Origin of the sequence: Streptococcus plurextorum DSM 22810 (assembly GCF_000423745.1) — a bacterium.
Taxonomy (GTDB): Bacteria; Bacillota; Bacilli; order Lactobacillales; family Streptococcaceae; genus Streptococcus; species Streptococcus plurextorum.
Genome location: NZ_AUIO01000008.1, coordinates 61,483 through 78,549 on the forward strand (window position 1 = coordinate 61,483; position 17,067 = coordinate 78,549).

General features: G+C 38.8%; 20 protein-coding genes and 1 pseudogene. All 21 read left to right on the forward strand.

Going from position 1 to position 17,067, the window contains the following annotated elements; genetic code table 11:
* The first annotated feature begins 66 nt into the window (after positions 1-66).
* The 21 genes and pseudogenes from G575_RS0106975 to G575_RS0107085 all read left to right on the forward strand — a co-directional run bounded on the left by G575_RS0106975 (position 67) and on the right by G575_RS0107085 (position 16,993).
* The gene (locus tag G575_RS0106975) at positions 67-246 is read left to right on the forward strand and encodes a hypothetical protein (protein ID WP_027972106.1); all 180 of its coding nucleotides are present in this window, start codon (positions 67-69) and stop codon (positions 244-246) included.
* Positions 243-1,478, forward strand: a complete 1,236-nt coding sequence (locus G575_RS0106980; protein WP_027972107.1) for an MDR family MFS transporter — start codon at positions 243-245, stop codon at positions 1,476-1,478. The genes G575_RS0106975 and G575_RS0106980 overlap by 4 nt, the downstream gene beginning before the upstream one ends.
* Before the next feature lie 14 nt (positions 1,479-1,492).
* Entirely contained in the window at positions 1,493-2,260 is a 768-nt protein-coding gene (locus G575_RS0106985; RefSeq protein WP_027972108.1) for an elongation factor Tu, read from the forward strand.
* Positions 2,241-2,912, forward strand: coding sequence for a CPBP family intramembrane glutamic endopeptidase (locus G575_RS11660; protein WP_051176976.1), 672 nt, complete (start codon positions 2,241-2,243; stop codon positions 2,910-2,912). The genes G575_RS0106985 and G575_RS11660 overlap by 20 nt, the downstream gene beginning before the upstream one ends.
* A gap of 12 nt (positions 2,913-2,924) precedes the next feature.
* Entirely contained in the window at positions 2,925-3,515 is a 591-nt protein-coding gene (gene ruvA, locus G575_RS0106995; RefSeq protein ID WP_027972109.1) for a Holliday junction branch migration protein RuvA, read from the forward strand.
* 7 nt (positions 3,516-3,522) lie between these two features.
* Entirely contained in the window at positions 3,523-4,083 is a 561-nt protein-coding gene (locus G575_RS0107000) for a DNA-3-methyladenine glycosylase I (RefSeq protein ID WP_027972110.1), read from the forward strand.
* Positions 4,084-4,198: 115 nt separating this feature from the next.
* Complete coding sequence (locus tag G575_RS0107005; RefSeq protein WP_051176977.1) at positions 4,199-5,713, forward strand: glycosyltransferase family 39 protein; 1,515 nt, start codon at positions 4,199-4,201, stop codon at positions 5,711-5,713.
* 1 nt (position 5,714) lies between these two features.
* Positions 5,715-6,638, forward strand: coding sequence for a glycosyltransferase family 2 protein (locus tag G575_RS0107010; protein ID WP_027972112.1), 924 nt, complete (start codon positions 5,715-5,717; stop codon positions 6,636-6,638).
* Between the two features lie 1,248 nt (positions 6,639-7,886).
* The gene (gene relB / locus G575_RS0107020) at positions 7,887-8,174 is read left to right on the forward strand and encodes a type II toxin-antitoxin system RelB/ParD family antitoxin (protein ID WP_027972113.1); all 288 of its coding nucleotides are present in this window, start codon (positions 7,887-7,889) and stop codon (positions 8,172-8,174) included.
* On the forward strand, positions 8,164-8,400 hold the full coding sequence (locus G575_RS11280; RefSeq protein ID WP_051176980.1) for a hypothetical protein: 237 nt from the start codon (positions 8,164-8,166) through the stop codon (positions 8,398-8,400). The genes relB and G575_RS11280 overlap by 11 nt, the downstream gene beginning before the upstream one ends.
* Before the next feature lie 111 nt (positions 8,401-8,511).
* Positions 8,512-9,249: a response regulator transcription factor gene (locus G575_RS0107030; protein WP_027972114.1), complete on the forward strand. Its 738-nt coding sequence runs from the start codon at positions 8,512-8,514 to the stop codon at positions 9,247-9,249.
* Position 9,250: 1 nt separating this feature from the next.
* Positions 9,251-10,594, forward strand: a complete 1,344-nt coding sequence (locus G575_RS0107035; protein WP_027972115.1) for a sensor histidine kinase — start codon at positions 9,251-9,253, stop codon at positions 10,592-10,594.
* 377 nt (positions 10,595-10,971) lie between these two features.
* On the forward strand, positions 10,972-11,151 hold the full coding sequence (locus G575_RS12170) for a hypothetical protein (protein ID WP_156874729.1): 180 nt from the start codon (positions 10,972-10,974) through the stop codon (positions 11,149-11,151).
* A 21-nt stretch (positions 11,152-11,172) separates the two neighbouring features.
* Positions 11,173-11,346, forward strand: a complete 174-nt coding sequence (locus tag G575_RS11935) for a class IIb bacteriocin, lactobin A/cerein 7B family (RefSeq protein WP_083958875.1) — start codon at positions 11,173-11,175, stop codon at positions 11,344-11,346.
* Between the two features lie 291 nt (positions 11,347-11,637).
* Positions 11,638-12,298 (forward strand): annotated as a pseudogene (locus G575_RS11940) (nicotinamide-nucleotide amidohydrolase family protein).
* A 31-nt stretch (positions 12,299-12,329) separates the two neighbouring features.
* Positions 12,330-13,481 carry a recombinase RecA gene (gene recA, locus G575_RS0107055; RefSeq protein WP_027972118.1) on the forward strand — a complete coding sequence of 384 codons (1,152 nt, stop codon included), beginning with the start codon at positions 12,330-12,332 and terminating at the stop codon, positions 13,479-13,481.
* A 116-nt stretch (positions 13,482-13,597) separates the two neighbouring features.
* A complete protein-coding gene (gene spx, locus G575_RS0107060; protein WP_027972119.1) occupies positions 13,598-13,996 on the forward strand; it encodes a transcriptional regulator Spx in 399 nt (132 codons plus the stop codon).
* Between the two features lie 118 nt (positions 13,997-14,114).
* The gene (locus G575_RS0107065; protein WP_027972120.1) at positions 14,115-14,384 is read left to right on the forward strand and encodes an IreB family regulatory phosphoprotein; all 270 of its coding nucleotides are present in this window, start codon (positions 14,115-14,117) and stop codon (positions 14,382-14,384) included.
* A complete protein-coding gene (ruvX, locus tag G575_RS0107070) occupies positions 14,381-14,800 on the forward strand; it encodes a Holliday junction resolvase RuvX (RefSeq protein ID WP_027972121.1) in 420 nt (139 codons plus the stop codon). The genes G575_RS0107065 and ruvX overlap by 4 nt, the downstream gene beginning before the upstream one ends.
* Positions 14,801-14,837: 37 nt before the next feature.
* Positions 14,838-15,143 carry a DUF1292 domain-containing protein gene (locus tag G575_RS0107075; RefSeq protein ID WP_027972122.1) on the forward strand — a complete coding sequence of 102 codons (306 nt, stop codon included), beginning with the start codon at positions 14,838-14,840 and terminating at the stop codon, positions 15,141-15,143.
* 245 nt (positions 15,144-15,388) lie between these two features.
* Complete coding sequence (locus G575_RS0107085) at positions 15,389-16,993, forward strand: glycosyltransferase family protein (protein WP_051176983.1); 1,605 nt, start codon at positions 15,389-15,391, stop codon at positions 16,991-16,993.
* The last annotated feature ends 74 nt before the right edge of the window (positions 16,994-17,067 follow it).

Here is a 17,067-nt window from a genome sequence, read left to right on the forward strand (position 1 = left end):
TAGCGCGTAACCACCTTTTGGGTGGTTTTGTGTTATAATAGATAAAATTATTCTCGGGAGATTATGATGTTAAAACGTTTAACCATTGTTTTTGGTTTTTTCTTGGTGACAACTGGTTTATTTATCGCATATAAAAATTTTTTGGGTCAAGAAAATTACGCTTGGTATGATGGCATTGGCATGTCTGCTTTAGCCACCTTTTTTTACTGGGTATTAATTAGTGCCTTGGAAAGGAAGAAGAAGTGAAAGCATTTTTTGAGCTCCCCAAACAACTTCAATGGCGTTTGGAATTGAGCTTTTTATCGGTGATTTTAGGCTCTGCTATTTTCCCGTTCATGTCCATGTATTACGTGGGGTATTTTGGTGCCTTTATCACAGGAATCTTAGTTATCGTGACCCAGGTTTGTAGTTTTTTTGCCATTTTGTACGGTGGGCATTTGGCTGATTCCATAGGTCGTAAAAAGGTAGCTGACTTGGGAAATCTTGGCGTGGTTTTTGGCTATATTTTAACCTTGTTTGCCAATATTCCTGGTCATGTAAAACCGATGTGGACCTTTGTCGGTATCTTCATCGTGGAAATCATGTCAAATTTCAATAATCCTGCCTATAGCGCTATGATTATCGATCTGACAGATGAGGGGAATAGGCGCTACGTTTACACCATCAATTACTGGCTTCTGAATGTCGCTGTGATGCTGGGTTCAGGGATTGCTGGCGCCTTCTATGACCATCATTTCTTTGAGCTATTGCTTGCGATGACAGGCATTGCGCTCTTTACCTATCTCATCATGCGTTTCAAATTCACAGAGACCCGCCCTGATGATTTTGTCTTTGAGCATGGCAAAGGGATTTTGTCGACTTTTGCTAATTATAGTGATGTTGTTAAAGACCGTGCCTTTATGGTTTACACTGCTGGAACCATTCTTTTTGCTAGTGTTTGGGCGCAGATTGATAATTATTTGGCGGTGCATTACAAGACCGTTTACCAGCCAGAGACTCTCTTTGGGGTTGAAGTGACTGGGGCAAAATTGCTGAGCTTAACCGTACTAATCAATACCATCATGATTGTGCTTTTTATGACGACAGCCAATCGGCTGACGCGGCAAATGAAGTTGATTCCGCAACTGGTGCTGGGGTCTGTCATTTTTGCTAGTGGGCTCTTCTCTGCTTTTACTTTCAAGAGTTTACTCCCTATTCTCTTTTCAGCAGTGGTTTACACTATTGGCGAGATGATTAATGTCCCTGCCAGTCAGGTTTTACGTGCTCAAATGATGGATGACAATAAAATCGGGTCTTATTCTGGTTTCATTTCGATTGCCCAGCCGCTTGGCATTGTCTTAGCTGGCGGTATGGTATCGCTTAGCCAGTTTACAGGTCTTTTAGGAGTTCAATTAGTCTTTATTCTTGTTGCAACGGCAGGCATTTTCCTTGTTGTCAAAGCAGCTAAAATGCATGATCGCAGGTCATCGTCAAGATAAGATATGGGGGAGTTATGGACTATTTTTATGCCGTTCAGGACGAAAAACAATTAGCCAGTTATCAAGAGTTTGTTCGCACCTACGCCACAAAGATAGAAGATTACCTTGCTTTTCTGCGTGAGGTTTACCAAGTCGAAGAGCTGCCTAAAGCGATTATCTGGTCTGATGTTGAGATGGCAACCAGGTACTTGAGGGAAAGTCCTGTTCCTGCCTACACCAATGCTGTTCGCATGGTCATGACCCCAGACAAGAAAGTTTGGCAGGAGCTCTATGACAAACAGCTGGAAGACTACGAGTCTAGTCAACAACTCGAAAAGCTGCGTCAGCATTACCAAGCATTGACTAATCGTCATGTGCTACAGATTGTGGGGCATGAGCTAGCGCATTGGAGTGAGCTGTTCTTGGACGATTTTGAGGATAGCCGTGAGACGGATATCTGGTTTGAAGAGGGAATGGTTGAGTATATCAGCCGACGCTACTTTTTGACAACAGAGGAATTTGACGCTGAAAAAGAGGTTAATCAAATCTTAGTGAAGCTCTTCCAGGACAAATACGGCTGGCACTCTTTATCAGCATTTGGTCAGAAGACTTATGAAGGCTCTTATGCTGCTATTTTTTATGAATATTGGCGAAGCTTTTTAGCAATTGATCAGTTGGTGGAGCGTTTAGGCTCCATTCAAGCTGTTTTTAAGGCCTACCATGCTTGGGCAGAGACTGATAAAACTGTTTCACTGTTAACTTGGTTTGAATTGGAGGAGGCTTATGAGGGCAGAAAATCGTAACGCTTTTGTTTTCATTTTGTTGTATGGACTATTATTTCAATTACCTATTGAGCTTATGTTTGGTCTATCAGTTTATCAGGTGAAACTACTTATGCTTGCCAAGTATTTGGTGCTTGGTATAGTGGGCTACCATCTTTTTTCTGCTAGTTTAAAACAGGATTTTGGGCTAATCAAATCCTACAAACGGGTCTTTGTTCTTCACATGATGGCTTGTCTTTTAGGCTACGTCCTCTTAAATGCCCTATCTAGTGGTTTGGTGTCGTTTTTAATGGACTTTTTTGGACTAGGAGATGCTCCTCTTCAAAACGATGTGAACATCCAGACAACGGCTCAACTCATATCGCCGTACCTCTTTCTGCTCTTTGTTGGCATCATCGGCCCTTTTGTGGAGGAATTGGTTTTTAGACGGGCAATGATGGGTCGGTTGAAGCCTTATTTCCCTCCAGTAGGGGCGCTGATTTTCCAAGCCTTGTTATTTGCTTTGGCTCACGTTCATGTCTTGGAACTATCCCAATTCATTCAGGTTATCCCACATTTTGTCATTGGTCTTTATTGGGGATATCTCTATCAGAAGACGGAGAACATCTATTATCCCATGGGGATTCACATGGTGACCAATACCTTATTATTTTGTTTTACTTTTTTGACTTAGAAAGCAATTATTATGTACGAATATATCAAAGGAAAACTGACTAAAATTACAGCTAAATATATCGTTGTTGAGGCGGGAGGTCTCGGCTACAGTATCATTGTTGCTAACCCTTACAGCTTTTCGGATAAGGTTGGATCGGATATTCAGATTTACCTACATCAGGTCATTCGAGAAGACGCTCATCTTTTATTTGGCTTTCATACGGAAGATGAAAAAGAAGTCTTTCTAAAACTCATCTCGGTTTCAGGAATCGGTCCGACCACAGCGCTAGCCATTGTTACCGTTGATGACAACGCAGGACTAGTTAACGCTATTGATAATAGTGACATCAAGTACCTGATGAAATTTCCCAAAATTGGGAAAAAAACAGCCCAACAGATGGTGCTGGACCTGGCAGGCAAGTTTGTCGAAGCGCCTAGTGATAGTGGTAAAGCTTCAAAACAAACCCCAGTCGGGAACCCAGATCTCGATGAGGCAATGGAAGCTCTTCTTGCACTAGGCTATAAAGCTACAGAACTCAAGAAAATTAAAGCTTTCTTTGAAGGTACGACCGAAACAGCTGAAAACTATATCAAGTCAGCTCTGAAAATGTTGATGAAGTGAGGTGTCTATGTCACGATGCTCTTGGGTTAAGTTGAATAACCCCTTGTATCTTGCCTACCATGATGAGGAGTGGGGAAGACCTCTGCATGATGAGCAGGCTCTTTTTGAATTGCTCTGTTTAGAATCCTATCAGGCTGGTTTATCCTGGGAAACTGTCCTTAACAAGCGTGAAGCCTTTCGCCAGGCTTTTTATGGTTATGATGTGGAAAAAGTGGCGGATATGACCGATGCGGATCTTGACAGCCTGCTTGACAATCCTGACATTATTCGCCATCGCGCAAAGCTCTATGCGACAAGAGCCAATGCACAAGCTTTTCTTAAGGTTCAAAAAGGATTTGGGAGTTTTGATAACTATCTCTGGTCTTGGGTAAACTTTACACCTCTTGTCAATAGTGTTGACAACTATCAAAATGTCCCAGCTAAGACCGAGCTGTCTGAAATCATCTCCAAAGATCTCAAAAAACGCGGTTTCAAATTTGTTGGGCCGGTCTGTGTCTACTCGTATTTACAAGCGGCAGGACTTGTCAATGACCATGAAAAGACTTGCGCTTATCAAAATACCTACTGATTTAAAGTTCAGTAGGTACTTTTTGTTGGAGAAGGTTTAAGGGGGTGAGGTCTTACTCTGTCAAGGAGAGGATTCGATTCTTTTTTGACCTAAGAAATCCTGCTGACGAGGAGCGATGCTAGAAAGATATGGAGTAAGGTGCTATAATAAACGTATGTATAGCATATTCTTTCATTTTATCCAGAAAATCATGTTGCTGTTGACAGCCTTTTGGCTTTGGACGACGATACACCATTTGTTTGTTTTGTCTCCCTGGCTGGGGCTAGGCTTGTTACTAGTCTTGGGGTTGGCTTGGTACAAGAAAGAGCATCTCGAGCCTGGACTGAAAAAACTTTTTGCCTATAAAAAAACACTTTTGGTACTAGCTATCCTCTTCCAAGTGGCGATTATTCTTTCGGCCAATCTCTTAGTTCGAAGGGATGCGGCGGTGGTGCTAAATGGTGCCTTGGAACTAATTGAGCCTAGCTCGATTTCCAACTACCTAACGAGAAACCCCAACAATCTCTTTCTTTTCTTATATGAGCGTTTTTTCTATAAGCTTTTTGGGCTTAATGCCATTTGGGTCTTACAAGTTTTAGGACTAATTTATATCAATAGCACAGCTTGGATTCTCTACAAAACAGGAAAATTGTTCAGTCAGAGGGTAGCTGATTTAGTCTATCTCTTCTACCTCCTTCTCATGGGCGTCTCCCCATATGTCATCCAAACCTATACGGATATTGCGGGGTTACCCTTCTTAGCTCTTCAGCTTTATTTGATTTTGGTGGCAATTAAAGCAGAGCAGGCATCTAGTCGGTCTATGCTTATTCTAGGATTAGTCACTGCTTTAGCTATGAGCTTCCGCCTGACAGGCATTATTTCAATCATCGCCTTTTTTATGCTCCTTTTTTTGAGTAAAGAATGGAAAAAAATGGCTAAGTGCTTGCTTATTTTTGGCTTGAGTTTTGGCATTAGTTACGGTTTACAAACCTATCTCCAATCGGCTCAAACAGAAGTTGTTATTGTCAAAAATGAAAAATTGTCTAAGTCCTGGTTGACCTTTATCAATTTAGGATTGACCTATTCAGGAACGGATCAGGAAGATATGAAGCGCGGGCTTTTACAATATATTCCTGAGTCGGAACATGACAACTATAATAACGGTATGTTTGCTAATGAAAATGAGCTAAAAGAGATTAAACGCCGTTTGAAAGGCTACACCTTGGTGACCTTTTCAGAACACTTGCTTTATAAATTTAGCCGAACAGTCTATGACGGGACGCTGAATTGGATTTATCTAGATCCCGATAAGGAGAAATCCGCTTTTATTTCTCCTCTTTACCAGTACACCAAGGATAATGCAGTGGCAGAATGGCTCCGTCAAACCATTATCCAGAAAGACGGCAAGAATTTTGACCTTTACAGGCTAGTCAAACAGCCGATTTGGGTCGTGGTTAGCCTGGGATTGTTTCTAGCCTCCTGGTCTTACCGCAAAGATAGACGGGTGAATGTTTTGCTGCTCTCTGTTTTTGGAGGCATCTTATTCCTAATGATTTTTGAAGGAGGCAAGGCTCGCTATCTCTTACAATTTTTACCACAAATCCTTCTCCTAGCTAGTCTGGGCTGGGCAGGAGTGAAAAAGGAGAACTAATATGATTTCAATCATTGTTCCTTGTTTTAATGAGGAAGAAGCTATCCCCTACTTTTATGAAGCCATGGAGAAGGTCCGTACAAGTATGGAGGAAGAGTTTGAGTACCTCTTTGTTAACGACGGCTCAAAAGACCAGACTCTGTCTGTTCTGCGGGGATTAGCTAGTCAGTATAACCGAGTCCACTATATTTCTTTTTCACGCAATTTTGGCAAAGAGGCGGCTCTTTACGCGGGCTTGAAAGAAGCAAGTGGTGACTTGGTCACCGTCATGGATGTGGACTTGCAGGATCCACCAGAGATGCTGATTGAGATGAAGGCTATGTTGGAAGCCAATCCTGACTTGGATTGTGTTGGGACAAGACGGGTCAACCGAGACGGTGAGCCACCTATTCGTAGTTTTTTTGCTAATGTGTTCTATCGAATGATGAATAAAATCAGTCAGGTAGATGTTGTGGACGGAGCGCGCGATTTTCGTCTCATGCGTCGGCACATGGTTGATGCGATTTTAGAAGTTTCAGAGTACAATCGTTTTTCCAAGGGAATCTTTGCCTGGGTTGGTTTTGAGACGGAGTACCTTCCTTATCAAAATGTGGAGCGTGTCGCTGGACAGACCAGCTGGTCTTTCTGGAAATTACTGTCTTACTCGATTGAAGGCATTATTAATTTCTCAGATGTCCCATTGAATTTGGCTTCCTATCTTGGTTTTTTCACCTTCCTGCTCTCATTGCTACTGATGGTAGTTGTCGTGGTTAAAACCTGGATCTTTGGAGACTCGACCATTGGATGGCCGTCAACAATTTGCATTATCTTATTTTTAGGTGGTCTACAATTGATGACCATAGGTATTTTAGGAAAATACCTCTCCAAAGTCTTTATGGAGACCAAGAAACGGCCCATCTATCTAGTTAAGGAAAGAAGCAAGTAGTTTTCCTGTGATGAAACATGCGGAGTGTTTCTCAGAGTAAACTAAAAAATTGAAGAAAACGGTCTAAAATTGACACTTCCTTCAATCTCAAAGGTCCTAGAGGGGCCTTTTTTCTTTGTAAACTTTCCATAGTCCTAACGCATAGCTTTCTTCCAAAAAACAATGTGATTATACGCTACAAAAGATCATAGCAAGTTGAAACCATTGTATCGTAATAGTGTCAGAAAGGAAGTGACATCATGAAAGAACGATGATTCCGAACAAGAGATACTGCCATTTCCTCTACTTTTGTGAGAGAATTAAGGGAGAGTAGATTGTCTATTCGTGTTGACAGAGAAAGAGATGGTTGATAAAATAATTCAAAATATTGCAATAATGATAGGTGGATTATCTCTTTACTTTGATGAAGAAAATGGCTGATTTTTTGGCGAGCAATGCTATCAGTTATCAGCTGATTTAGTATCAGGAACAGCAGGTATATTGCCAGTGATAAAAAGCTACCAAGCCTTTAAAAGAGGAAAATTGGTTCCCAGTTATTTTTTTGAATCGTGATCGTGAATCGACTTTATTTGAGGAGAAATGGTTATGAAACTGTCTGATTTTATCAATAAAAAATATTTTTCGTTAGTTCTGGTTTTTGGGGTTTTGACGAGTTTTGATACGCTTGTTAGTATGAAAAAAGACGGATTTCACCAAAAGAAATTCGTTTTTTTGTAGAAAATGGTCATTCATTACTGATTTCAGTCATTAGTTACCCTATCTTAAAAAAATGCTGATTTTATTGTTTTTTTGGGATCTCTATAACTTTCGATGTAAAAGGGATAATTCCTTTTCATTGCTGATTTCGATATAAAAGGGATAATTTTCGATGTAAAAGGGCAGGCGAGGATCTGTCAGACGTCTTGGATCAAATACTTAGATACCATTCTCAGGGAGCTATAAGAGGCTCTCTGAGCGTTACAGATAGCTATCAAATCGTGAGTGGTAAAAATAGTTCTATCACGTATAATAGATACATGTTTTCAGAAGAAAAATCATAAAAAACGAACAAATAGAGAAATTTCTCAGTTTTGCTTTATGGTTAAGTTGTAAAAGGTAACCGAAATCCCTTGTGCCAGTAGGGAATAGGAAATTTTGTATGTTTCTAGAAAATTATTCTTTTTCGGAAAAATGTCTAAAATAGTCGTTCCTTTGTTTTTTGTTATACATTGTGTTATACTTGCCACATATACAACAAAGGAGTACAAAATGGCAACTTTAACAAGAGATAGACAGTATAATTTCAGAGTAAACGCTGAAATGCTAGAGCAAGCAAAGTCAGTTTTAGAATCAAAAGATATTTCAGTCTCTGACGCTCTAAATTTGTTTTTGAAAAATGTAGCAGTAACTCAACAAGTTGATCTTAAAACTGATGACGAACTTGAAAAAGAGCAGCTTTTTAAACAACTACAGGCAGAGGTGCAAAATAGTATAGATGAAATGAACGCAGGTACCTACTACACAGAAGAAGAGTTGAGGGCCAGCCTTGGAATCTAAAACATATAAAATCAACTACTCAAAACAAGTTCAGGAAACACTTAGAAAAACAAAAAGTTACATTGAAGATCTATCTAAATCTAGCGAAATAGCGAGCAAGAAAATTGCTGAAATCGTTGATAGTCTAGATATTCTGAAAATTTTTCCTGAGGCCGGATTTGATGCGTATGAAAAATATCAAAAGGTTATCGTTGAAGGTCAAGTTACACGTGGTACGTGGTATTAATAATTCGACAAAGTCAATTTTATTTTTTGGTGACCAAGTGGGAAGTATTCCTTATTCACGCTATAAGAAAAAAGAATTACTTGCACTTTGGAAACAAATATAGGAGATTTTATGTTAAATATTTTTATTTTAGAGGATGATTTTCTCCAGCAGTCTCGATTGGAGAAAGCCGTATTATCGTGTGTCGAATCAACAGCAGTAAAATATAAAACATTAGAAGTTTTTGGGAAACCTAATCAATTATTGGATGCTATTCAGGAAACAGGGAATCATCAATTTTTCTTTTTGGATATCGAGATAAAAGGTGAGGAGAAGAAGGGGATGGAGATTGCACGTGAGATTCGTGAACGTGATCCTTATGCTGTTATTGTATTTGTGACAACTCACTCTGAATTTATGCCAGTGACTTATCGTTATCGCGTATCAGCTTTGGATTTTATTGATAAAGGGTTATCAAATGCTGAGTTTCACAAGGCTGTTTCAGATGTTTTGGTACATGCTTTTGAAAATATTGATCATACAGTAGCTGAAAATTCATTTGTTTATAAGACAGAAAATGCTCACGTTCAAGTTCCATTTAGCGATATTTTATATTTTGAAACGTCTACAACAATCCATAAAGTAATATTAAAAACTAAAACAGGCCAACAAGAGTTTTATGGTCAGATTTCAGATATTGCAAAGGAAGATGAACGTCTATTTCATGCGCATAGAGCTTTTGTTGTAAACCCAGCGAATGTTACAAGGATAGATCGAACAAATCATATTATTTATTTTGAAAATGGAGATTCATGCTTAGTGTCAAGATTAAAGCAAAAGGAGTTAGTGAATTTGGTGGAGAATAAGTAACATGGTATATTTTTCTCCTATTGAGGATATTATTTTCTTTTTAGATATGTTAATCCGCCTGATGATTTTTGAACAAATTAGTGGATTGGAACTATCTGTAAAAAAGAAATTCATAATATCATTCATTTTAACAATCATTCTCTATATATTATTTGGTGGTAGATTTTATTATCTTTTAGAACCTTTAGCTCTGATAATGGTGATTCCATTTTTTAAAACAAAGTGGAATATGATGCAAAGGATATTTTATGGCTTACTTCCAATGATTATTGGAGATATGTTTCAACGAATAATAGGCCTTTATATAAGATTTTTATTGGATATAAGCATTAGTGATTTCAATAATAGTATTCTATTTAGTTTAATTCTCACTTTATTATTAATTCCATTTTACACTTATTTTTTTAAAGGATTAAGAATTGAATCTAAGTATCTTCAGGTAGATACTGAAGATAGAGAATTATCACCAATTTTTTGGGGACTTAATATTCTTTTTATTACTTATTTTGTGTTAATACGTGGTAATTTAATATTAGAGATTGCAATAGAGAGTGGATTGATTAATATTAATTGGGATACTTATTTTATTAGAACGAACATTCTATTAATTTATTTTGTCTTATTTACCATTGGATTATTATATTTGAATTATATTGAAAAAGATAAAAAAGATAGAGAACTTCAGGATTTAAAAGATCGACAAGTAGCAGATTTGTCTCAATATAGCAACCACGTTGAATCTTTATATCGAGAAATTCGAAGCTTTAGGCATGATTATACCAATATCTTGGTTAGTTTAAGTGAGGCTATTGAAAATGAGGATATCAGCCTTATTAGAAGTATTTATAATTCTGTTATTGCGGATTCAGATAAAAAATTTTATAAGGGAAAATATGACATTGCTAGGTTGTCCAATCTTCAAAATCCTGCCATGAAGAGTCTTTTATCTGCTAAAATGATTGAAGCCCAACAAAAGGGAATAGATATATCGGTTGAAATTGATGATGTAATTGATACTCCTGATATGGAATTGATTGATTTTATTACTATGATTTCTATTTTAATGGATAATGCCATAGAGGCTGCAGAGAGATGTCAGGATGCTAGCATTATATTTGCTTATTTTCAAGATCAACAACGAAAAATTCTATTGATCGAAAATACAACGCTTGAGGAAAAGGTTAATATTGATGTTATCTATCAATATGGTTATTCTAGTAAAGGAGATAATCGTGGAATTGGTTTGGCAAATGTAAAAAATATTGTTAACAAGTATCCTAAAATCAGTTTATCAACCAATAGTCATCAGTATAGATTTTCTCAAGAATTTATTTTTATTGAATAAAGTAGAAAAGGTTAGTTATAACTAACCTTTTCTCTGTCTTGTAGGGGTTTTAGGACTAAATAGATTATCAAAAAACGAAAATCCATCTCCTCCAGTAATTTGTTTAAGCTCGTTAGTTGGAATTAAAGATTGTTTATAGATTTATTGTTCAGATAGGTCTATTTTTCTATGTAAAAATAGCAGAAATTTTATCATTTTCAATAAAAAATGGTTATTCATTACTAAAAAATGACATTTCATTACTTCTTTGATAAAAAATGTAATCGTTATCGTATACTGTGTATGTAAACAAAACAACAACTAAAAATTAAGTAGAGCTGTTAAATAAAAAATATAGAGGAAATCTTTGCTATTTTAAAAAATTGGGAGAATAAATTATGAAAGAGTTGCATAATCATATTCCAGAGATCAGTATAGCTGCAATATCTTTACTGATACCTACATTATATGTATTGGATGATTTAGAAATTATCTCATTTGATTTTCCAATTAATCCTCTAGTAGCTTCGTCGCTATGTCTAATAGCATTATTGTGGGTGTTAACTTTAAAAGAATAAAATATATGGAGGAATATTAGAATGAAACATTTTACTCAACTTAACTCAGAAGAACTAGTAGCTATTAATGGAGGAGTTGTCATTGGAATAGCAGCTGCAACCTTAATCACTACTGTTGTGGGAGGATCATTTACTGCCGGCTATGTTTTTGGAAAAGATTTGGCTAATGGAAATCGTCGTAGAGCAGGTAAGTAGGGAAATTGAAAAATTTATACATATAAAAAAGCTGTATAACAGCTTTTTTGTTTTCCTTGATTTTTATCATAACGAATTGTTCAATAGATCAACCTTACTTTACGATTCGTTATTTTGGGAAATTTTTTAATTAGTTTATGACTAACAGACAGGCGGTCCTGTTTTTTACTCTTTAATTTTATAAAGCGATTATTTGGTGCCTATCCTAATCAGAGATGATTTTCAAGCTGTCGTTCGTATTACTTTTTGCTATAATAGCTTCATACTACGAATAGTCAAGTAGGAGGTTTTATGAAGGCTGAAATCATTGCAGTAGGAACGGAGATTTTGACAGGCCAGATTGTTAACACCAATGCTCAATTTCTATCGGAGAAAATGGCCGAGCTGGGAATTGATGTGTACTTTCAGACGGCAGTGGGGGATAATGAAGAGCGCCTCTTGTCTGTTCTTGAGATTGCTGAAAAACGAAGCGATTTAGTGATTTTGTGTGGCTCTCTTAAAGGACCAAGCAAAAACCCTGACAGCTGCAGAAAGTTTAACAGCAGGGTTGTTTCAGTCGAGCATTGCTGATATAGCAGGTGCGTCCCAGGTCTTTAAAGGCGGTTATGTGACTTATAGTTTACAACAAAAAGCTGCGATGCTTGAGATTTCAGAAGAAGATTTGCGACATTACGGTGTGGTTTCTAGCTTTACAGCTGAAAAAATGGCAGAGCAAGCAAGACGCCTTGTCGACAGTGATCTTGCCATATCTTTGACAGGAGTAGCAGGTCCAGATGAGTTAGAAGGTCAACCTGTGGGGACGGTCTTTATCGGTTTGGCGACTAAAAAGGGTGTGGTCAGCCGTCAGATTAGAATCGGTGGACGGAGTCGAGCAGACGTTCGTTATATTGCAACACTTCATGCCTTTCATCTTGTGCGTCAGGCTTTATTATCTGACGAGAATTTTGTATAATAGAGAGAATATTTAAAAAGAGGTATAGACATTGGCTAAGAAAACCAAAAAAACAGAAGAAATCACTAAAAAGTTTGGTGATGAGCGCAGAAAAGCGCTTGAAGAAGCTTTGAAAGGCATCGAAAAAGACTTTGGTAAGGGTGCCGTTATGAAATTGGGTGAGCGTGCAGAGCAGAAAGTTCAAGTGATGAGTTCGGGTTCTCTGGCGCTTGACATTGCACTTGGTGCAGGTGGCTATCCGAAAGGACGGATTATCGAGATTTATGGTCCAGAGTCATCTGGTAAGACGACGGTTGCCCTTCATGCGGTTGCTCAAGCACAAAAAGAAGGCGGTGTTGCAGCCTTTATCGATGCCGAACACGCTCTTGATCCGGCATATGCTGCGGCGCTAGGGGTCGACATTGATGAGCTTCTTCTATCTCAGCCAGACTCTGGTGAACAAGGTCTTGAAATTGCAGGTAAATTGATTGATTCAGGTGCCGTTGATTTGGTCGTGATTGACTCGGTAGCAGCACTTGTGCCTCGTGCAGAGATTGATGGAGACATCGGAGATAGCCACGTTGGCTTGCAGGCACGTATGATGAGCCAAGCTATGCGTAAACTAGGGGCTTCTATCAATAAAACCAAGACCATTGCCATCTTCATTAACCAGTTGCGTGAAAAAGTAGGTGTCATGTTTGGTAATCCAGAAACAACACCAGGTGGACGAGCGCTAAAATTTTATGCCTCAGTTCGCCTAGATGTTCGAGGAAGCACGCAAATCAAAGGAACCGGTGATCAGAGAGACCAGAGCATCGGTAAGGAAACCAAAATCAAGGTTGTTAAAAACAAAGTGGCGCCACCTTTCCAAGTGGCAGACGTGGAAATCATGTATGGCGAAGGCATTTCCCGCACAGGAGAGTTGCTCAAAATCGCTTCTGACCTTGACATCATTAAAAAATCAGGTGCTTGGTTCTCTTATAACGATGAAAAAATTGGTCAAGGCTCTGAAAATGCTAAGAAATTCTTGGCTGAAAATCCAGAGATTTTTGACGACATTGACCGTAAGGTGCGTTTGCATTATGGTCTTATAGAGGCTGATGAGCAAGAGCAAGCAGCAAATCAAGAAAGCCTTCAAACGACAGCTTCTGAGGGAGAAGAATTGGTATTAGACCTCGAAGATGCTATCGAAATTGAAGAGTAAGCTAGGGGTTAAAGCTTGGTTCTGTATCGATATTTCATTTAAAATAGGTCTAAAGACCTATGAATTTACAAGGAAATATGATAGAATAATAGGTATCATGTGAAAGGAGACGGAACATGATTACTATTTATACAGTTTCAAGTTGCACAAGTTGCAAAAAAGCAAAAACCTGGCTCAATGCCCATAAATTGCCATATAAAGAGCAAAATTTAGGCAAAGAACCTTTAACTCGTGAAGAAATCTTAGACATTTTAACAAAAACAGAAGACGGTGTTGAGAGCATTATCTCTTCAAAAAATCGTTATGCTAAAGCCCTTAAGTTTGATATCGAAGATTTGAGTGTCAATGAGGTCATTACCCTGATTCAGGAAAATCCTCGCATTTTGAAAAGCCCAATCCTCGTCGATGATAAGCGCCTACAGGTGGGCTATAAAGAAGATGACATTCGTACCTTCTTACCGCGGGCTATCCGAAATGTTGAAAATGCCCAAGCTCGTATGCGAGCTGCTTTATAAGCGATTGAGACCACTAGTGACATACTGGTGGTTTTATCGTTTGCAAAGTGAATGCTTGTGAAAATGTCAGGAATACGCTATAATGAAGCTAGAACTGAGATAGAAAGAAGGTGTCTTTATGGGATTTACAGAAGAAACTGTCCGCTTTAACCTCCATGATTTGAACCGAAAGGAAATCAGCGAGACATTGACAAGCGTGTACCGTTCTTTAGATGAAAAGGGCTATAACCCGATTAACCAAATCGTTGGTTACGTATTAAGCGGTGACCCTGCTTATGTCCCTCGCTATAATGATGCCCGAAATCAGATTCGTAAGTATGAGCGAGACGAGATTGTCGAGGAGCTGGTGCGCTACTACCTCAAAGGAAATGGAATTGACCTCAAATGAGAATCATGGGATTGGACGTAGGATCAAAAACCTGTGGCGTTGCTATCAGTGACCCGCTTGGTTTTACGGCGCAAGGGCTTGAAATCATTAAGATTGATGAGGAGAAGGGCGAGTTTGGCTTTGAACGCCTAGGAGAGCTGGTCAAGGACTACCGAGTTGACAAATTTGTCGTCGGACTTCCTAAAAATATGAACAATACGGAAGGTCCTCGAGTTGAAGCTAGTAAGGCCTATGGTGAAAAAATAGCAGAGCTCTTTCAGCTACCTGTTGAATATCAGGATGAGCGTCTGACGACCGTTCAAGCGGAGCGTATGCTGGTCGAGCAAGCTGACATCAGCCGCGGTAAGCGCAAAAAGGTTATTGATAAGCTAGCCGCACAGCTCATTTTGCAAAACTATTTAGATAGACATTTTTAATGGTATAGGGGAATGCCCTACTAGAAAAGGAGACATCATGTCACATAATCACAACCACGATGATGTTGAATTGATCACTCTTGTAGATGACCAAGGCAACGAAACACTTTTTGAAATCTTGATGACCATTGATGGTCGTGAAGAATTTGGTAAGAATTACGTTCTTTTGGTGCCACATGGTGCAGAAGAAGATGCAGATGGCGAGATTGAAATCCAAGCCTACTCATTCACCGAAAATGAAGATGGGACAGAAGGAGACCTTCAACCAATTCCAGAAGACTCAGATGCAGAATGGGATATGATTGAAGAAGTTTTCAATAGCTTCATCGACGAGAATGACTAGTACTTAAGCCCCTGATAGGGGCTTTTATTATGCTTTCAAAGATTTTTCGAGATATTCGAATAACCTCTATGAAAGGAGGTTATTGATGGTTTTGACGAAAAAAGACATTCGGTTTATTGCGGATTACAAAGCTAAGCGTCTCCATCGTTTCAAAGAGATTCTTCGGTATTTGGAATTAATGGATAAATTGACTAAAGGCTAGATTTTGTTATACTAGTAATGAATACAATAAAGGGGAAAATAGTATGTACGACACTCAAGAAATTGAGATTTCTCAAGATAGAACCTATAGCCGTCGCCAGCGCAGTGAAACCCGAAGAACGCTAGATACGGCAGAGAATCTAGGTGATGGAGACATTCGGAAAGCGATTCGTCCAAGGCGTTTTCGTATTGGAGCGGGACACCATGTTTGGATTTTGTTTCTTAGCTTGATTTTAACAGCGACGAGTGTCGTTCTCCCCTTCTTTGAAACTTTAGCCACAGATTTTCAACAGTTCAATCTCTATACTGGGGGAATGATGATGCGCAGTCAGTATCCTTTTAGTGATATTTTTGCCACAGGAGGATTTCTTTACTATACGCTGATTGGAATCAGTAAAGTATTGGGCAGTAGTCTCTATCTTTTATTGGTACAATTTTTAGCCCTTTATGTGGCAGGAGGCTATTTTTACAAGATTCTTTTATATCTTGTAGATGATGCCTCTTCAAGCATGGTTGGGACAACGGTCTTTTATTTAGCCAACTTTTCGTTAGGATTTGGTGGTCTTTATCCTATGCAGTGGGCCATGCCTTTTCTTCTAGCAGGGTTGTGGTTTTTGATACGTTACTTTGCTGGGATTGCTAAGGATGAAGGGTTTATTGGTTATGGTTTAAATGCTGCGCTTGCTATCGTATTAGAACCAAGAACCTTGCTTTTTTGGCTAGTTGCCTTTTTATTCCTATCATTATTTAATATCTCCAAGAGTCGTTGGGCACGTGGATTTTATCAGAATTTAGGGATTGTCTTGGGGTTGATGCTTGTTCTTTATACGGTAGGTTATTTTATCTTTAACTTAGAATTGTTAATGCCGTCCCTATCGCAGGCTGTGGTTTATAATTTTTCACAGTTAGCATGGGGGGATGGTCTACTGTGGCAAACGGCTCTTTGGCAAATAGGTGCGCTCTTTTTTACGGGTGGGTTGCTTGGTTTATTGATGCTTCCTATACAGTTCAAAAAGTTTCAGCGCGATCGGGTCTCTCTGGCCTTATTTGGTGTTGTGACCCTCTTATATCTTGTTTGGATGGCATTATCACAAAGTTGGGCACTCTACCTCTTATTGCCAGCTTTGCCATTTGGCCTACTCTTAACGATTAGTAGTTTAGATGCTATTAGTAAGAGAAGACTGGCTCAAAAGAATTCGCATCGCTCTAAAGACGAACCAAGCCTTTGGAGAAAATTGCTGATGAGTCACCTTGCAGGGCCCTTAGTTTTGGTTGTACTAGGTTTTGCTCTGCCATTTTACCAAAACCTACAAGACATTACCTTGGATAGGGAACGGGCTCAATTGGTGACCTATTTGGAAAATGATATGGCAGCTGTGCAAGAACTTGTGGTTGTAGATACTAACGCAGAAATCTATCTATCAAGTGATAGGCGCTCTTCAACGGCTTATCCTGTGTCGACTCTTTATCAAAGCTCTGCTTCTAATTTGGCGGCTTTTGAAGATGAATTTTTAGGAAGTCAGTCGGAAATAGTGATTGTCAACAAGGCTGTTAACCTATCAAAAACGATTGCGGATCGTCTTGATAAGAGCTATGAGGCAATCACTCCTGCGGGAATTGAGGAGTTTACCGTCTACCAATTGAAATAGCTTACAATCAATATCTTGTGGTGAGATAAAGTTTTTACCACAAGATATTGATTTTTTTTGTGCACGTGCTATAA

Bases quoted from the DNA above. Each gene is read 5' to 3' on its own strand.
- G575_RS0106975 (WP_027972106.1), top strand. From the start codon at position 67: ATGTTAAAACGTTTAACCATTGTTTTTGGTTTTTTCTTGGTGACAACT.
- G575_RS0106985 (WP_027972108.1), top strand. From the start codon at position 1,493: ATGGACTATTTTTATGCCGTTCAGGACGAAAAACAATTAGCCAGTTAT.
- G575_RS11660 (WP_051176976.1), top strand. From the start codon at position 2,241: ATGAGGGCAGAAAATCGTAACGCTTTTGTTTTCATTTTGTTGTATGGA.
- ruvA (WP_027972109.1), top strand. From the start codon at position 2,925: ATGTACGAATATATCAAAGGAAAACTGACTAAAATTACAGCTAAATAT.
- G575_RS0107000 (WP_027972110.1), top strand. From the start codon at position 3,523: ATGTCACGATGCTCTTGGGTTAAGTTGAATAACCCCTTGTATCTTGCC.
- G575_RS0107005 (WP_051176977.1), top strand. From the start codon at position 4,199: ATGCTAGAAAGATATGGAGTAAGGTGCTATAATAAACGTATGTATAGC.
- G575_RS0107010 (WP_027972112.1), top strand. From the start codon at position 5,715: ATGATTTCAATCATTGTTCCTTGTTTTAATGAGGAAGAAGCTATCCCC.
- relB (WP_027972113.1), top strand. From the start codon at position 7,887: ATGGCAACTTTAACAAGAGATAGACAGTATAATTTCAGAGTAAACGCT.
- G575_RS0107030 (WP_027972114.1), top strand. From the start codon at position 8,512: ATGTTAAATATTTTTATTTTAGAGGATGATTTTCTCCAGCAGTCTCGA.
- G575_RS0107035 (WP_027972115.1), top strand. From the start codon at position 9,251: ATGGTATATTTTTCTCCTATTGAGGATATTATTTTCTTTTTAGATATG.
- G575_RS12170 (WP_156874729.1), top strand. From the start codon at position 10,972: ATGAAAGAGTTGCATAATCATATTCCAGAGATCAGTATAGCTGCAATA.
- G575_RS11935 (WP_083958875.1), top strand. From the start codon at position 11,173: ATGAAACATTTTACTCAACTTAACTCAGAAGAACTAGTAGCTATTAAT.
- spx (WP_027972119.1), top strand. From the start codon at position 13,598: ATGATTACTATTTATACAGTTTCAAGTTGCACAAGTTGCAAAAAAGCA.
- G575_RS0107065 (WP_027972120.1), top strand. From the start codon at position 14,115: ATGGGATTTACAGAAGAAACTGTCCGCTTTAACCTCCATGATTTGAAC.
- ruvX (WP_027972121.1), top strand. From the start codon at position 14,381: ATGAGAATCATGGGATTGGACGTAGGATCAAAAACCTGTGGCGTTGCT.
- G575_RS0107075 (WP_027972122.1), top strand. From the start codon at position 14,838: ATGTCACATAATCACAACCACGATGATGTTGAATTGATCACTCTTGTA.
- G575_RS0107085 (WP_051176983.1), top strand. From the start codon at position 15,389: ATGTACGACACTCAAGAAATTGAGATTTCTCAAGATAGAACCTATAGC.